This is a genomic window from Shewanella vaxholmensis, assembly GCF_031932135.1.
Lineage (GTDB): Bacteria > Pseudomonadota > Gammaproteobacteria > Enterobacterales > Shewanellaceae > Shewanella > Shewanella hafniensis.
This window is the reverse complement of the sequence record NZ_JAUOEV010000014.1, coordinates 67,544-84,291: the sequence shown is the minus strand read 5'-3', so window position 1 is coordinate 84,291 and position 16,748 is coordinate 67,544. Positions and strand designations below refer to the sequence as shown.

12 protein-coding genes and 1 pseudogene are annotated in these 16,748 nt (G+C 46.6%); 10 read left to right on the top strand and 3 right to left on the bottom strand.

Annotation, left to right across the window (positions count from 1 at the left end):
• Window positions 1-325: 325 nt before the first annotated feature.
• The 3 genes from gyrA to Q4Q46_RS13265 all read left to right on the top strand — a co-directional run bounded on the left by gyrA (window position 326) and on the right by Q4Q46_RS13265 (window position 5,649).
• Window positions 326-3,076: a DNA gyrase subunit A gene (gene gyrA, locus Q4Q46_RS13275; protein WP_311906184.1), complete on the top strand. Its 2,751-nt coding sequence runs from the start codon at window positions 326-328 to the stop codon at window positions 3,074-3,076.
• Window positions 3,077-3,227: 151 nt separating this feature from the next.
• Window positions 3,228-4,319 (top strand): 3-phosphoserine/phosphohydroxythreonine transaminase, encoded by a 1,092-nt coding sequence (gene serC / locus Q4Q46_RS13270; RefSeq protein ID WP_311906183.1) that lies wholly within the window; start codon window positions 3,228-3,230, stop codon window positions 4,317-4,319.
• 409 nt (window positions 4,320-4,728) lie between these two features.
• The gene (locus Q4Q46_RS13265; protein ID WP_311906182.1) at window positions 4,729-5,649 is read left to right on the top strand and encodes a LysR family transcriptional regulator; all 921 of its coding nucleotides are present in this window, start codon (window positions 4,729-4,731) and stop codon (window positions 5,647-5,649) included.
• Here the strand turns inward: Q4Q46_RS13265 and Q4Q46_RS13260 are convergent.
• The 3 genes from Q4Q46_RS13260 to Q4Q46_RS13250 all read right to left on the bottom strand — a co-directional run bounded on the left by Q4Q46_RS13260 (window position 5,646) and on the right by Q4Q46_RS13250 (window position 9,655).
• Window positions 5,646-6,506: a YjjW family glycine radical enzyme activase gene (locus Q4Q46_RS13260; RefSeq protein ID WP_311906208.1), complete on the bottom strand. Its 861-nt coding sequence runs from the start codon at window positions 6,504-6,506 to the stop codon at window positions 5,646-5,648. The genes Q4Q46_RS13265 and Q4Q46_RS13260 overlap by 4 nt on opposite strands.
• 26 nt (window positions 6,507-6,532) lie before the next feature.
• Complete coding sequence (locus tag Q4Q46_RS13255; RefSeq protein WP_311906181.1) at window positions 6,533-8,092, bottom strand: YjjI family glycine radical enzyme; 1,560 nt, start codon at window positions 8,090-8,092, stop codon at window positions 6,533-6,535.
• A gap of 372 nt (window positions 8,093-8,464) precedes the next feature.
• Window positions 8,465-9,655 carry an amino acid aminotransferase gene (locus Q4Q46_RS13250; protein WP_311906180.1) on the bottom strand — a complete coding sequence of 397 codons (1,191 nt, stop codon included), beginning with the start codon at window positions 9,653-9,655 and terminating at the stop codon, window positions 8,465-8,467.
• Window positions 9,656-10,090: 435 nt separating this feature from the next.
• On the opposite strand from Q4Q46_RS13250, the gene aroA reads away from it, so the two are divergent.
• The 7 genes and pseudogenes from aroA to pyrF all read left to right on the top strand — a co-directional run bounded on the left by aroA (window position 10,091) and on the right by pyrF (window position 16,680).
• Window positions 10,091-11,371 carry a 3-phosphoshikimate 1-carboxyvinyltransferase gene (aroA, locus tag Q4Q46_RS13245; protein WP_311906179.1) on the top strand — a complete coding sequence of 427 codons (1,281 nt, stop codon included), beginning with the start codon at window positions 10,091-10,093 and terminating at the stop codon, window positions 11,369-11,371.
• Window positions 11,372-11,557: 186 nt separating this feature from the next.
• Window positions 11,558-12,250: a (d)CMP kinase gene (cmk, locus tag Q4Q46_RS13240; RefSeq protein ID WP_006081720.1), complete on the top strand. Its 693-nt coding sequence runs from the start codon at window positions 11,558-11,560 to the stop codon at window positions 12,248-12,250.
• A gap of 99 nt (window positions 12,251-12,349) precedes the next feature.
• A pseudogene (gene rpsA / locus Q4Q46_RS13235) lies at window positions 12,350-14,020 on the top strand (30S ribosomal protein S1); the annotation flags it as partial.
• A gap of 73 nt (window positions 14,021-14,093) precedes the next feature.
• The gene (gene ihfB / locus Q4Q46_RS13230; RefSeq protein ID WP_006081718.1) at window positions 14,094-14,381 is read left to right on the top strand and encodes an integration host factor subunit beta; all 288 of its coding nucleotides are present in this window, start codon (window positions 14,094-14,096) and stop codon (window positions 14,379-14,381) included.
• A gap of 122 nt (window positions 14,382-14,503) precedes the next feature.
• Window positions 14,504-14,779 carry a LapA family protein gene (locus Q4Q46_RS13225; protein ID WP_006081717.1) on the top strand — a complete coding sequence of 92 codons (276 nt, stop codon included), beginning with the start codon at window positions 14,504-14,506 and terminating at the stop codon, window positions 14,777-14,779.
• 1 nt (window position 14,780) lies between these two features.
• Complete coding sequence (lapB, locus tag Q4Q46_RS13220; protein ID WP_006086760.1) at window positions 14,781-15,941, top strand: lipopolysaccharide assembly protein LapB; 1,161 nt, start codon at window positions 14,781-14,783, stop codon at window positions 15,939-15,941.
• A 43-nt stretch (window positions 15,942-15,984) separates the two neighbouring features.
• Window positions 15,985-16,680 carry an orotidine-5'-phosphate decarboxylase gene (gene pyrF, locus Q4Q46_RS13215; RefSeq protein ID WP_011846776.1) on the top strand — a complete coding sequence of 232 codons (696 nt, stop codon included), beginning with the start codon at window positions 15,985-15,987 and terminating at the stop codon, window positions 16,678-16,680.
• Window positions 16,681-16,748 lie beyond the last annotated feature (68 nt).

Here is a 16,748-nt window from a genome sequence, read left to right as displayed (position 1 = left end):
GTGTTCGACTGAGCTAAGCCCTTGTGGTTGAGTGAATTTTCAGCAGTTTTCTGCTTTTATGTTAATTGTTGTGCTCCGTATCGACCTTTTACTTTATCCCTTTGACGATTTTTTCTCATCCTAAGCCACGAATTTCAACGCTTGTTTATCGCTCAAACGACCAAATTGACAGTGTTTTCATCTATTAAGCCACCAGACTCTCAATTCGATAATGATAGGTCTGGCGACATTAAATAACTGTGTTAGAATGCCAAATCACGTTTTTGGGCTAGGCAATGATACGGATTATACGTTGTCGGCTATTTTTCAGGGGAACGAGCAGTTTATGACTGATCTGGCATCATCTATTTCGCCAATTAATATCGAAGACGAACTAAAGAATTCGTACCTTGATTACGCCATGAGCGTTATCGTGGGACGTGCATTACCAGACGTGCGCGACGGCTTAAAGCCGGTTCATCGCCGCGTTCTGTTTGCCATGAGTGAATTGAAGAACGATTGGAACAAGCCTTACAAAAAATCTGCCCGTGTGGTCGGTGACGTCATCGGTAAATATCATCCCCATGGTGATTCTGCTGTTTATGACACTATCGTCCGTATGGCCCAGCCATTCTCACTGCGTTACACCTTAGTAGACGGCCAAGGTAACTTCGGTTCGGTCGACGGTGACTCAGCGGCGGCAATGCGTTATACCGAAATCCGTATGGATAAGTTAGCGCATCAATTACTCGCCGATCTTGAAAAAGAGACAGTGGATTTCGTCCCTAACTACGACGGCACTGAACAAATTCCCGCCGTACTACCCACACGCGTACCTAACCTGTTAATTAACGGTTCATCGGGTATTGCGGTCGGTATGGCAACCAACATCCCACCACACAACCTAACGGAAGTCGTGAAAGGCTGTTTGGCACTGATTGAAGAACCTTCACTGTCAATTGAACAGTTGATGGAATACATTCCTGGTCCGGATTTCCCAACTGCGGCAATTATCAATGGCCGTAAAGGCATTATTGATGCCTATAAAACCGGCCGTGGCCGCGCGATCATGCGTGCACTGGCGGATGTGGAAACCGAAGATAATGGCCGTGAACGCATTATCGTCACTGAAATCCCGTATCAAGTGAACAAAGCCCGTTTAATCGAGAAGATTGCCGAGCTGGTTAAAGATAAAAAACTTGAAGGGATCAGCGGTCTACGCGACGAGTCTGATAAAGACGGTATGCGTATCGTTATCGAAATCAAGCGCGGTGAAGTGGGCGAGGTGGTATTAAACAACCTGTATGCTCAAACGCAAATGCAGTGTTCTTTCGGGATTAACATGGTGGCCCTGACCAATGGTCAGCCTAAACTGTTTAACCTTAAAGAAATGCTCGAATGCTTTATTCTGCATCGCCGTGAAGTGGTAACGCGCCGTACCGTATTCGAACTGCGTAAAGCCCGTGAACGCGCCCATATTTTGGAAGCCTTAGCGGTTGCTCTGGCTAACATCGACCCGATTATTGCACTGATCAAAGCCTCACCCACGCCTGCGGATGCCAAAGTGAAATTGGTGGAGCAAGGTTGGGAATTAGGCCACGTTCAAGGCATGCTGGAAAAAGCGGGGGACGACGCCGCACGCCCTGAGTGGTTAGAGCCACAATATGGCATCCGCGACGGTCAATACTTCCTGACTGAGCAACAAGCTCAGGCGATTCTGGAACTGCGTTTACACCGTTTAACTGGTCTTGAACACGATAAGATCATCGCCGAATACGAAGAACTGCTCGAATTTATTGCGGGGCTACTGTTTATTCTGCGTAGCCCTGAGCGTTTGATGGAAGTCATCAAGGAAGAGTTAGAACTCATTCTTGAAGAATACGGTGATGCACGCCGTACCGTGATCAATGCTAACGAAGTCGATATGAGTCTTGAAGATCTTATCAACGAAGAAGACGTTGTGGTGACACTGTCGCATTTAGGTTATGCCAAGTATCAACCGTTAACCGATTACCAAGCTCAGCGCCGTGGTGGTAAAGGAAAAGCGGCAACTAAGGTAAAAGACGAAGATTTCGTTGAAAAACTGTTAGTTGCCAATACCCATGACACCATTTTGTGCTTCTCTGACTTTGGTAAAATGTACTGGCTTAAAGTGTATCAATTGCCATTAGCGAGCCGTACGGCACGTGGTCGTCCAATTGTTAACTTGCTACCTTTGGCTGAAGGTGAACGCATTACGGCGATTCTGCCAGTACGTGAATACGCCGCTGATAAATACATCATCATGGCGACTTCACACGGTACTGTGAAGAAAACCGCACTGACTGCTTATAGCAACCCACGTGCAAACGGTATTATCGCCGTTAACCTCAAAGACGGTGACCAACTGATCGGTGTCGATATCACGAACGGTGATGACGAAATCATGTTGTTCTCGAACGAAGGTAAAGTGGTTCGCTTTGGTGAGAAAGTCCGTGATTCTGAAACAGGCGAAGTGAAACTCGATCCTGAAACCGGCGAAGAAGTCTTGTCCTTACGTCCTATGGGCCGTACTGCAACGGGCGTTCGTGGTATCCGTTTAGAAGAAGGTCAAAAAGTTGTGTCGCTTATCGTACCTAAAGGTGATGGCGCGATTCTGACTGTGACTGAAAACGGTTACGGTAAACGGACGCAACTGTCGGAATACCCAGCGAAGAGCCGTGCGACTAAAGGTGTGGTTTCAATCAAAGTGAGCGAGCGTAACGGCGCTGTTGTTGGCGCAGTACAAGTGGGTCTGAATGACGAACTGATGCTCATCAGTGATAAAGGCACCTTAGTGCGTACACCAGCGGGCGGCGTGTCTATCATTGGCCGTAACACCCAAGGTGTGACCATTATCCGCACCGCGGGCGACGAGAAAGTGGTTGGCCTGCAACGTATCGACGAAATCCAAACTGATGAAGATGAAGTCGAGCTGGATGAAAACGGTTTACCGATTGTTCCTGTCATTGTCGAAGGCGAATTAGCCGACGAGGCGCTTGATGAAGAGCTGGATGACGAAGAAGAGTTGGACGAAGATGAAGACGAGCTTGCTGATGATGAGCAAGACGAAGAGTAATTAAGTGTCATATTAGCGAGCGTCCAATTGGACGCTCGTTTTTTTAATGGCGTTGTTAGTTGGTTGCATTGTTCGTTTTAAACATTGTTCGTTTGAAAATAGTGTCGTTTTATCAATACCTACATCATGGTTGGGATTAAGGAGAGTGTCAGTGAGCGCGATTTATAATTTCTGTGCTGGACCTGCAATGTTACCCGCAGCGGTAATGAAAAAAGCACAACAGGAATTACTTGATTGGAATGGCCAAGGCGTTTCCGTGATGGAAATCAGCCACCGAAGTAAAGAGTTCATCGCGCTGACCGAGCAAGCCGAGTCCGATTTACGTGAGCTGATGCAGATCCCTGCAAATTACCATGTGCTATTTATGCACGGCGGTGGTCGTGGGCAGTTCTCTGCTGTCGTGAATAATTTTCTCGGTGATCAGGGAAAAGCCCTGTATTTAGTCAGTGGCCAATGGTCATCTGCCGCGTTAGCAGAAGCGCAGAAACTGGCGGGTGAAGCACAGATTGATAGCTTGAATATTGTTGAAAAACACAATGGACTCAATGCGGTTGTCTTGCCTGATTTACATAAAATCGATGCCGATTATCGCTATGTTCACTACTGCCCTAATGAGACAGTGGATGGTATCGAAATTTTTGATGAATTAGACTCACCTTGGCCAATTGTTGCCGATTTATCGTCAACCATTATGTCACGTGAAATCGACGTCAGCCGCTACGGTTTGATTTACGCTGGCGCACAAAAGAACATAGGTCCATCGGGTCTGTCGATAGTGATAGTGCGCGATGACATGTTAAAACTGCCGAGTTTACCGCAGTCGTCCATTATGGACTACCGCCTAGCCGTCGAGCATGATTCAATGTTCAACACGCCACCAACCTTTGCTTGGTATCTCGCCGCTGAAGTCTTTGCTTGGCTGAAATCGACTGGCGGTATTTCGAGTATTGCGAAAATTAATCAACAAAAAGCGCAGATGTTGTATCAATGCATTGATGGTAATGCTTTCTACCGTAATGGTGTTGTTGCAGCGAATCGCTCACAAATGAACGTGACTTTCCAATTAGTCAACGAAGCGCTCGATAGTGAGTTCCTAAAGCAAGCCCAAATAGCTGGACTCGTTGCCCTCAAGGGCCATCGTATCGTAGGTGGCATGCGTGCTAGCCTTTACAATGCGATGCCACTCGATGGCATAGTTGCCTTGGTCAAGTTTATGAACGAGTTTGCGGCTAAACATAGCTAGGCTTAGCTATATAGTCACTCACTAGCTTGCGGCGCTTAGCGCCTAGGTTTTGCTGCCTGCACATAAACGTTATGTTTATTGAATGTTTATCATCTGCTAGCCATTCCAAGTTAGCTATCCAAAGTTAGACATCCCAAAGCGAATGCTCAAATGCATTCGCTTTTTTGTTGGCTGTAATTTATCGATTATTGGCGTTAAGCAAGATGACCTTGGGAAGAACCTTATATTAAAGATAACTTGGATTAGAGATGGCTGGGATTAGAGAGGGCGGTGTGCAAGCCTGTGAGCTGGCGCGCATTACTGGGGAATATTCTCAGCAATATGTTTGGTTGGTTGCATGCTATTGTTTATCATGCTTAAAAGTACGCGTTTGAGTGTGCATAGAAGATAAACCAATAGGATGTCACCGATGGATTTGGCCAAGCTTTCGCGCATTAGTATGAAGCATTTGATCACTTTGCATGTGATGCTCGATACCTTGAGCGTAACCGCCAGCGCCGAACGTTTATATTTAAGTCCCTCATCCGTCAGTAAAACCTTAAGCCAGCTCAGGGACAGCTTGAACGATGAACTGTTCTATCGTAACGGCAACTCACTGGTAGCAACCCCATTGGCAAGACGATTAGGGCCTAGCGTGCAGCAAATGATCAATGATATGAATCAGATCATGAGTCAGGATGCGTTTAACCCTGCACATTTTGAGGGGCGTTTTTCGCTTGCGATGCGCGAAAGTACCTTTGAGCTGCTGGCCGCCAAGCTCAGCGCCCATATTCTGAGCTTGGCTCCTAATATCCGCCTCGATATTTACAGCAAAGACAATATTGGTTTTGATGGATTGCTTAAAGGTACATTAGACTTTGTGCTGTTACCCCATGATCTGAGTCAACCTAATCCTCTTCAAGACGATCTGGTGTGGGAAACCTTGTTTAGCGATGAAATGATCTGCCTGATGAATTCATCCCATCCCTTGGCTAAACAGCCGCATATCAGCTTCGATGATTACCTGAGTTTTAGCCATATTGGCATTACAGACACAGATCTGAGCACGCCTTTTTTTGATATTTTGCTCGCCCAGCAATCTAAAAAACGGGCCGTACCCATTTCGGTCCCAGACTTTGGCAGTGCGGCGTTAATGTGCCATCACAGTGAGTTGCTCTTTACCTGCTCGCGCCGCTGGGCATCCATCGCTAGCCAAGCCAAAGGCTTAACGATTAAATCTTTACCCATAGAATATGGCAAAGTGGCTTACAGCCTAGTTTGGCATAAACAAAGCATGAAAGATCCCGCACTGCGCTGGCTTTATGAGCAAATTTTGCTTTGCAGTCGTTAAATATAGCAAGAGGGTAAGATTAGATTCATGACGCCTCGCTTTGCAAGCTTTGCGGCCAAGCGTTCAATATCGGTTTGTGTGCAGCTTGGCCAGGTTAACGCGCCATCGACGACGCCATGGTGGTGAAAGGCGTTTAACTTGACCCGTGTATCCGCACCTAGCTGAAGCAAATAGGTCGCCAGCGCTTCTATCTCTTGTTCATAATCCGTGATGCTCGGAATATGCAGCAATCTCACTTCATACAGTTTTTGCTGCTGCGCCAATAGCTGAATGGATTTGAACACGGCATGGTTGTCGCGACCAGTAATGTATCTATGGGTATCTTGCTGCCACGCTTTGAGATCCACCATGGCGCCATCTAAAAAGGGCAGCAGTTTATGCCAACCAGTTAGACTCAAACTGCCATTGGTATCGAGCATACAACTCAAGTGTGATAAAGATTCAGAGGCCTTAATCCCTTGAAACAACTCAATAATAAACGGTAGTTGCAGGCTCGCTTCGCCGCCGCTCACCGTAATGCCATTAATAAAGTGACGCTGTCTGTGCAGAATCCCTAGTATTTCTTCAACTGTGTAATGCGTGACCTTAGGGCTCGCTTGTTTCGGACACACTGCAAGACAGGTATCGCATTGGCTACAACGCTCACTATCCCAGCGAATGCGGGGCTTGTTATTGAGGTTTATCAATGTCAGCGCATTGTCAGGGCAGGTGGCGACACAATCGCCACAGGCATCGCACAATCCTATGGTATGTGGGTTATGGCAGTTTTTGCATTGATAGTTGCAGCCCTGCAGGAATAACACGAGCCTGCTGCCAGGCCCGTCAACGCAGGAAAAGGGCAATAGCTGACTGACTATTGCCTGTTTATTTATGGGCGGTTCATTTAACAACACAGGGGGGAGTGCTCATGGGCTATGACTCGTGCTTGGCGCTGCAATATCCCCGTATTAACTGCCGCTTCTGCGGCTAAGCCTGTGGTATTGAGGCGTGAGCCGCACTGCTTAAACGCTTCAATATCCGAGCGTTTTACCATATAGCCGGTCACGCGCATTAAATCATTAGAGGTAACATTGGCGGTAAATTCCCTAAAACCTAACTCAAGCGCGGCTTTACACAGCTGGAACATGGCTTGAGGATTGGATTTTACGGTTTCATCGATAGTCAAAATATCGCTAATCCCCGCCGTATAATACTGATGATGTTGCGCTAAAGCTTGAATGTGAGCGATGGGATTGGGCTCAGTACCATAGGGAATGCGAACGCCTGGGGTCACGTCTTTATCGATACTGATGCCGCCCTGTGAATGCAGCAGTGCTCGCCCATGGTAACCATGCGCGACGGGTGTGGATTTCACTATGGCATCGAGCGTGGCAGAAATACGATAGCCCAGCTGATTTGCATCCGTTTCATGGCCATATTCAAGACCATTGCTAGCTCGTTTAGTTTGCTTAACTTCTCCACTGGCTGTTAATGATTGCAGAATATTTACCGCTTCCGCCATACCGTAAATGCCAAACATGGGCGCAAAACGCGACTCATCAATCAATTGTTCTTTAACTAAAAAACTGTCAAAGAAGTGTGACTCTTGATGCAAAAATACCGAGCGCGCCTCGATAAGTTCAAAGGTGAGTGAGCAGTAATTTGGCAAGACAGCATCAAAAAAATCACTGATTGAAGTGGCCTTTAACGCGACCTCTTTAAGATTGAGCCGAACTAAGGTATTGGCGCCACCCGCTAACGGCAAGGCATTGTAGCAACTGACAATACCAAACCCACGTGCATCAAACGCGCTGGCATGCAGTGGATAATTCGCGATATGCGGCTTACTGCACTGACAAATATTGGTGGTGGCGAGCAGCAACAGTTCATCTGGCGTGATGCTTGGGTCGTACATAAAGGTCAAATTGGGGGCAACTTGTTGTAATTCGGCATCAATGCGCAGTAGGGTGCGGCAAACGATGTTATCGGTCGGACCAATATTCACGTGCATAAAGGCGTCTGGTAGCGTTCTGTCGAGCATGATCCAGAACAGTTTAAGTTTACGATATAGTACCTCTGCATCCATTCCCTCGGTGAAAGGCATTAATATTTCATCCAGCTGACCTAGATACACTGGAATGTTAGTCACCGATGGCACGTGGTGATAAAGGATGGTTAAAGCATTGAGGGCTTCATCTAAATCCTGCGCCGGTGAAAGCTCTAAATATTCTGAACCTTGCTTTAGATAGCGGGCATAATCTGGCAACACATAGCGTGGTTTAAAAGGCGCATGGCCTTCAAAAATATCGCAAATAATACCGTCATTCATCGCGGCTTTTACTTCAGTCGATATCGGCATGTAGGGCAAGCTCGCCTCAGCCTCCAACGCCAAATAGTTGGATTTTTGCTTAGGTGAAAGCTGCGGGTTGGTGACGATTTGCACTAATTTATCTTGTAATAACATGGCGGAATATCCACAAGTTCTATGATGACCACTAATCTACTGGGCAGGTCTGGCTTTAAAAAGTGAAAATAGCCGCAGCCCTGATTGATGAAATGGAAATCCGCCGACCGAGGTCACAACTTGCGATTTATTGCATTAAACGACTGTTTTTTTTAAACGCGAGAAAGTAGTTTTTACCATTGAAAATAAAAGCTTGAACAGTGAGATTTGGCGTTGCTTGATAAGGTTTTGGGAATTTAGAACCGAAGGGAAGGTTTGTTAGCTCTGATGCAGTGGGATAATTGCAAAGCTTTAAGTTTGTAAGGGGGAAATAAACTCTGCTGAATCGTAGCAATACAGCAGAGTGGACTGTTCAGATAAACTCAGCCGTGCTTAGAGCACTTTAGCGATCGATTGGGCTAAGTAATCGACGTTATCTTCACTGATCCCAGCAATACTGATGCGGCTTGAACCGACCATATAAATGCTGAATTCTTTTTGCAGGCGCGCCACTTGCTCTGGATTCACCCCGAGGAAGGAGAACATGCCTTTTTGGCGGGCGATAAAGCTAAAGTCACGGTCTACGCCATTGGCTTTAAGTTTATCCACTAAAATGGCGCGGTTGCCGTTAATGCGATCGCGCATTACTTTCAGCTCATCTAGCCATTCTTGGGTTAATTCTGCCGATCCTAAAATCGTCTCAACAATCGCGGCACCGTGGGCAGGTGGCATAGAGTAGAGGCAGCGAACCACATAAAGCAGCACAGATTGCGCGACATTGGCGGTATTGGCATCTTTGGCAATCACAGAACACGAACCGATACGCTCACGGTATAAACCGAAGTTTTTCGAGCATGAGCTGCAAAGGATCATATTATCGACCGCTGCCGCCATTTGACGCACGCCGTAGGCATCAATATCAACGCCATCACCAAAGCCTTGGTATGCCATGTCAATCAGTGGGGTAAAGCCTTGCTCTTTTGTCAGGGCAACCACTTTATCCCATTGTTCTGTGGTTAAATCCATTCCGCTCGGGTTATGGCAACAGGCGTGGAATAACACCACATCATCTGGACTCACTTGCGATAGGGCAGCAAGCATCTCATCAAATTTCAATGATTTGCTATCGTAGTCATAATACGGATAGGTTTTAACGGTAATGCCAGCCGCTTCGAACAAACCGACATGGTTAGCCCAAGTTGGGTCGCTTACCCATAACACCGCATTCGGGTTGCAGCGCTTGATAAAGTCGCCGGCCACGCGCAGTGCACCAGTACCACCGGGTGTCGATACAGTGCGGATACGATTGGCTATTATGGCACTGTGACCAGCACCAAAGGCGAGTTCAGTCATCAAGGTGTTGAATTGTGGCGAGCCGGTTGGACCGATATACACTTTGGTGGTTTCGGTATCGAGACGGAATTTCTCGGCTTTTTTCACGCAGCTCAGGATCGGGGTCACGCCTGTAGGGTCTTTATAAACGCCCACACCTAAATCAACTTTTTGTGGGTGGGTGTCTTCGCGGTACTGAGTCAACAAGCCAAGGATGGGATCTGCTGGCATTGCGATGAGTGAGTTAAACATAGCTCCATCTACCTTTCTGGTTATAGTGCAAACGTGATTGTTTGTATCAGATATGCGTTATTTATCGTTTGGGGCTTAGAATAGCGCGGAAAGGTAACGTATTTAAAGTGAAAACTGTGATTACACGCCAGTTATCTTGGCAAAAAAGCCTGCCAAAAATACGATTAAATCCTAAATTAACCGCTTAAATTTTGCGTTTTTGTTATTTTTACACTGAACTCAGTAAATAATCTGACCAAAATGCCATTTTTCTCGAAAAAACGGTTGAATCCTTAGCGACAATCGGTAATTTTATAACGACGAAGCACCAACAAGGCCCCAATCTCCTTTTATTTGTAATCTTAACTTGACGCTGTGTAGCGTGAAGTTGCCATTTTGCGTATTCAGTCCGCGTGATCGTGATGATGACGCCCTATAGAGAAAGAAGATTTATTCATGAAGCAATTACGTCTTGAACCTGTTGTGCAAGTCCGCGGTGAGATCAATATTCCGGGCTCAAAAAGTATTTCAAATCGTGCCTTATTATTGGCCACCTTAGCCCAAGGCACGACCACGCTTACCAATCTGCTCGACTCAGATGATATTCGCCACATGCTGGCATCCCTCAAGCAGTTAGGGGTGAACTACCGTTTATCGCAAGATAATACTGTGTGTGAACTCGATGGCTTAGGCGGTGTGATTTCCTCAGAATCCGCACAGGAATTATTTTTAGGTAATGCGGGCACGGCAATGCGCCCCTTGTGCGCCGCCTTAACCTTAGGCCAAGGCGAATTTACCCTAACAGGCGAGCCGCGCATGGAAGAGCGCCCGATTGGCGACTTAGTCGATGCCTTAAGGCAACTCGGTGCCAATGTCGTTTATCTTAAAAATGACGGTTTCCCACCGCTGACGATTAATGCAACGGGTCTTAATGGCGGCGATGTTGAGATTGCGGGTGATTTATCGAGCCAATTTTTAACCGCCCTATTGATGGTGGCGCCGCTTGCAAAGGGCAGCGTGAATATCCATGTCAAAGGCGAATTAGTTTCTAAGCCGTATATCGATATTACGTTGGCCCTGATGGCGCAATTTGGCGTAACTGTCATCAACCATGACTATGCCCGTTTTGAGATTGTTGCAGGCCAGCGTTATGTATCACCGGGTAAAGTGCTGGTCGAAGGTGATGCGTCATCGGCATCGTATTTCCTCGCCGCTGGAGCGATTAAGGGCGGTGAAGTCAAAGTCACCGGTGTGGGCCGTTTAAGTATTCAAGGCGATGTGAAATTTGCCGATGTGCTTGAAAAAATGGGCGCTGATATTGAGTGGGGCGATGACTATATTATCGCGCGTGGATCTCAATTAACGGCGGTTGATTTGGACATGAACCACATTCCCGATGCGGCCATGACCATAGCTACGGCCGCGTTATTTGCTAAAGGCACTACGGTTATCCGCAATATCTACAACTGGCGTATTAAAGAAACCGACCGTTTAGCGGCTATGGCGACGGAATTACGTAAAGTAGGCGCCGAGGTGGAAGAGGGGAACGATTACATTAAAATCATCCCGCCTGCAGTGATTAACACCGCCGAAATTGATACCTACAATGATCACCGCATGGCTATGTGCTTTTCGATGCTGGCCTTTGCTGATTGCGGTATTACCATCAATGATCCTGATTGCACTTCTAAAACATTCCCCGACTACTTTAAGCAGTTTGCGAGTCTGCAAGGCTAAGTCCGTTTGTTTCGTTATTGTAACAACAAGCGATGTCAAGAATAGTCAGCCGTATTTGCGCGGCTGCTAATCTTCATAAAAAATCCACGGATTTTGTTTGTCTTTTGTTGTACAATGCTGCGCGCTCATTTTCGGGGGCTCACTTGATGAACTCACGGATGATGGTTATTTTTTGCGGAGGAATGTATGTCTGAACGGGCTCCTGTAGTCACAATCGACGGCCCAAGTGGTGCTGGCAAAGGTACAATTAGTCAATTATTGGCTCAGCATCTAGGTTGGCAACTACTTGATAGTGGTGCTATTTACCGAGTTCTTGCGCTCGCAGCAATTCATCATAACGTTGAACTGGAAAATGAAGAATCGATCACGCTGTTAGCGGCACATCTCGATGTGAAGTTTTTAACAGGCAATGATACCGATCCGGTTCAAGTGATATTGGAAGGTGAAGACGTCACCACCGACATTCGCACTCAAGAGTGCTCGAATGCCGCTTCGAAAGTCGCCGCGTTTCCACGGGTGAGAGAAGCCTTATTACGACGTCAACGGGCCTTTAAAACGGCGCCAGGATTAATTGCCGATGGTCGCGACATGGGAACTGTGGTTTTCCCAAGTGCGCCGGCAAAATTATATTTAACCGCCTCAGCTGAAGAGCGTGCCCAAAGACGCTATAATCAGTTGCAGGACAAGGGCTTCGATGTTAATATCGAGCGCCTTTTAAGTGAAATTATCGAACGTGATGACCGCGATATGAATCGTCCGGTGGCTCCTTTAGTCCCCGCCGAGGACGCGCTCATTATCGATACAAGCGGAAAGGGTATTGATGAAGTGTTAGCGCTTGCGCTTAACTTTATCAACCAAAAATTATCCGACACTAACTAAGTTAGCCCACCGGATAGGTATTCGTATTATGGATGATACGGATAATTTGACTGACTCCACGTCTAGGACGGACAGTGGTTTAATAAAGAAAGTAACCTAAACATGACTGAATCTTTTGCTGATCTATTTGAACAATCCCTTCAAACTCTGGAATTCCGTCCAGGTTCTATCGTTCGTGGTACTGTTGTATCAATCAAAAACGGTATGGTACTGGTTGACGCGGGTCTGAAGTCTGAAAGCCCAATCCCAGCTGAACAATTCAAAAACGCTCAAGGTGTTTTAGAAATCGCTGTTGGTGATGAAGTTGACGTAGCTCTTGACTCTGTTGAAGACGGCTTCGGTGAGACTCAACTGTCTCGCGAAAAAGCGAAACGTCATGAAGCTTGGATCGTTCTGGAAAAAGCTTATGAAGATGCTGAAACTGTAATCGGTATCATCAATGGTAAAGTTAAAGGCGGTTTCACTGTTGAATTAAACGGTATCCGTGCCTTCTTACCAGGTTCTCTAGTTGACGTGCGCCCAGTTCGCGACACCGCTCACTTAGAGTACAAAGAATTAGAATTCAAAGTTATCAAGCTAGACCAGAAGCGTAACAACGTTGTTGTTTCTCGTCGTGCAGTTATCGAATCAGAAAGCAGCGCTGAGCGTGATGCACTGTTAGAAAACCTGCAAGAAGGTCAAGCAGTTAAGGGTATCGTTAAGAACCTGACTGACTACGGTGCATTCGTAGATTTAGGTGGTGTTGACGGTCTGCTACATATCACTGATATGGCGTGGAAACGTGTTAAACACCCATCAGAAATCGTCAATGTTGGCGATGAAATCAACGTTAAAGTACTGAAGTACGATCGTGAGCGCACTCGTGTGTCTCTAGGTCTGAAACAACTTGGCGAAGATCCATGGTTAGAAATCAGCAAACGCTACCCAGAAAACACACGTTTAACTGGTCGCGTTACTAACCTAACTGACTACGGTTGCTTCGTAGAAATCGAAGAAGGCGTTGAAGGTCTGGTTCACGTTTCTGAAATGGATTGGACTAACAAGAACATTCACCCATCTAAAGTGGTTAACTTAGGTGATGAAGTTGAAGTTCTGGTTCTGGACATCGATGAAGAGCGTCGTCGTATTTCTCTAGGTCTGAAACAATGTAAGACCAATCCATGGGATGACTTCGCAACTCGTTACAACAAAGGCGACAAGGTTTCTGGTAAGATCAAGTCAATCACTGACTTCGGTATCTTTATCGGTCTTGACGGCGGTATCGATGGTCTAGTTCACCTGTCTGACATTTCTTGGAACGGTACTGGCGAAGACGCAGTTTCTGAATACAAGAAAGGCGATGAAATCCATGCAGTGGTTCTGTCTGTAGATCCAGAGCGTGAGCGCATCAGCTTAGGTGTTAAGCAAACTGAAGATGATCCATTTAACGCATACTTGGCTGACAAGAAGAAAGGTACTATCGTAAACGGTACTGTTTCTGCTGTTGATGCTAAAGGTGTGACTGTTGAACTGGCTGACACTGTTGAAGGTTACATCCGTGTAGCTGACATTTCACGTGAGCGTATCGAAGATGCATCTACTGTCTATAATGTAGGTGATGCAATCGAAGCTAAGTTCATGGGTGTTGACCGTAAGAACCGCTCTATCAGCCTGTCAATCAAAGCGAAAGACGAAGCTGAAGAGAAAGAAGTAATGGCGACTCTGAACAAACAAGATGACGCTGTTATTAGCAATGCAATGGCTGAAGCGTTTAAAGCAGCTCGTAAATAATCGCCTGTTGTTTGGGGAGACTTCTCTCCCCATTAGGCGACTGTGTTTGGCTTGATAATAGGGGATAGCTAGGATGACGAAATCTGAACTTATCGAAAAACTCGCCACCAGGCAGTCGCAGCTGTCGGCGAAAGAGGTTGAAGGCGCAATCAAAGAAATGTTGGAGCAAATGGCAACAACATTAGAAAGCGGTGATCGTATTGAGATCCGTGGCTTTGGTAGTTTCTCGCTTCACTATCGTGCACCGCGGACTGGCCGTAATCCAAAGACTGGTTCATCAGTCGATTTGGAAGGTAAATACGTCCCGCACTTTAAGCCAGGCAAAGAACTGCGCGAGCGTGTTGACGCCGTTAATGTGTGATTGACCGCATAGTAAAAAGCCTCCGTTAGGAGGCTTTTTTGTATCTATTGCAAGGCAATGCTGGTCAGCTTAGTGAATTTCTTGGATAATCATTAAATTGAAACGCGTTTAGGGAGTGCAGCGTGAAATCATTTGTAGCAACTGTGCTTGTGGCACTGTTATTTATTCTGGCGTTGATCTTTGGCGCGCGTAACGAACAAGTGGTGACCATCAGCTATTTTGTCGCACAGGGTGAATATCGTTTACCTGTTGTGCTAGCGATCGTCTTTTTTGCTGGTTTCATCTTGAGCTGGTTAGTTGCAAGCTACTATATCGTGCGCTTGAAATTGAGCTTAGCGACAACGAGAAAGAAACTAAACCAAGTGATGGCTAAAGCCCCTCAGGATGTAGACGCCTAATATGCTTGAGATACTCTTTCTGTTGCTTCCCATTGCCGCCGCCTACGGTTGGTATATGGGGCGACGGAGCATAAGGCAGAATCAAAGCAATCAACGTAAACAATTGAGCCGGGACTACTTTACTGGCCTCAATTTCTTACTGTCGAACGAATCGGATAAAGCCGTTGATTTGTTTATCAGTATGCTAGATGTTGACGATGAAACCATAGATACCCATCTGTCACTCGGTTCGCTGTTTCGTAAGCGAGGCGAGGTCGACCGCTCCATTCGTATCCATCAGAATTTAATTGCCCGTCCAAACTTAGCCAATGAGCAGCGCGACATCGCTATGATGGAGCTGGGTAAAGATTATCTGGCCGCAGGATTTTACGATAGGGCCGAAGAAATCTTTATCAACTTGGTTAGCCAAGACGATCACAGTGAAGAGTCAGAAACTCAGCTCATTGCTATCTATCAAGTGATTAAAGAGTGGCAAAAAGCCATTGATATCACTAAGCGTCTAAGTCGTAAACGTCAGCAAGTCTTAAAGCCGTTAACGGCGCATTTCTATTGCCAGTTAGCCGATGAAGCCAGCGACGATGCACAGAAGATTAAACTGCTGCAACAGGCGCTGAAGCAAGATCCCCAATGCGGCCGAGCGTTATTGACCTTAGCGAAAAAATACCTCGATATTCAAGATTATGCCCAGTGCAAGCAAATGCTGCTGCAACTGAAAAAAGCCGATATCGAGCTTTTTGCCGATGCAATCCCCACGGCCAAACAAGTTTATCGCGACACACAAGACAAAGAAGGCTTCCAAGAGTTACTGGCGGGCGCCATGGCCGATGGCGCGGGTGCTTCTGTAGTTGTCGCCTTAGCGCAGCACATGATAAGTCTGGATGAGATTAAAGCGGCAGAGACCATGGTGCTCGATGCCCTATATCGCCATCCGACCATGAAAGGTTTTCAGCACTTGATGCAAATGCATTTGCGTCAAGCAGAGGAAGGGCAAGCCAAGCAAAGTTTAACTATGCTAGAGCAGCTCGTTGAGCAACAAATTAAATTCCGTCCAAGCTACCGTTGTAAAGAGTGTGGTTTCCCTTCCCATGCACTTTACTGGCATTGTCCTTCCTGTAAAAACTGGGGCAGTATCAAGCGGATCAGAGGCTTAGACGGCGAGTAAATAAGATAATATCTATAGTTAGTGTAACTCTGTTGGAGAGATGATGACGACTAAACCTATCCTCGTAGCGCTTGATTACGATAACAAAAACCACGCTTTACAACTGATAGAAAAACTCGATCCCAACATGTGCCGCCTTAAAGTCGGCAAAGAAATGTTTACCCTGTTTGGCCCGCAACTGGTGAAAGATATCCATGATCGTGGCTTTGATTTGTTCCTTGATTTGAAATTTCACGATATTCCCAATACTGTCGCTAAAGCCGTGGCCGCAGCCGCAGAGCTGGGTGTATGGATGACGAACGTGCATGCCAGCGGTGGTTTAGCCATGATGGAAGCGGCCAAAAAGGCCTTGCTGCCATACGGCGACAAAGCGCCTATGCTGATCGCTGTGACGGTATTAACCTCCATGAGTGATGATGATCTTAAATTACTCGGCATCAATGTGCCTGCATTTGAACATGTTCAGCGTTTGGCGAAGCTCACGCAGCAAGCGGGACTTGATGGTGTGGTGTGTTCCGCCCAAGAAGCGACAGCGTTGAAATCGCTGTTAGGTCAGGATTTCAAACTCGTTACGCCGGGGATCCGCCCAGTAGGTAGTGATGCTGGCGATCAACACCGGGTGATGACGCCACCTCAAGCGATAGCAGCGGGCTCAGATTACCTAGTGATAGGCCGTCCGATCACCAAAGCCGCCGATCCATTAGCGGCATTGCAAGCGATTCACCAATCATTGGCATAGACGTTTCAATAGTAGTCTCAATCGCGGTTTGACCGTCGTTTGAATAAAAAAGCTTGGAATCGCTCGTT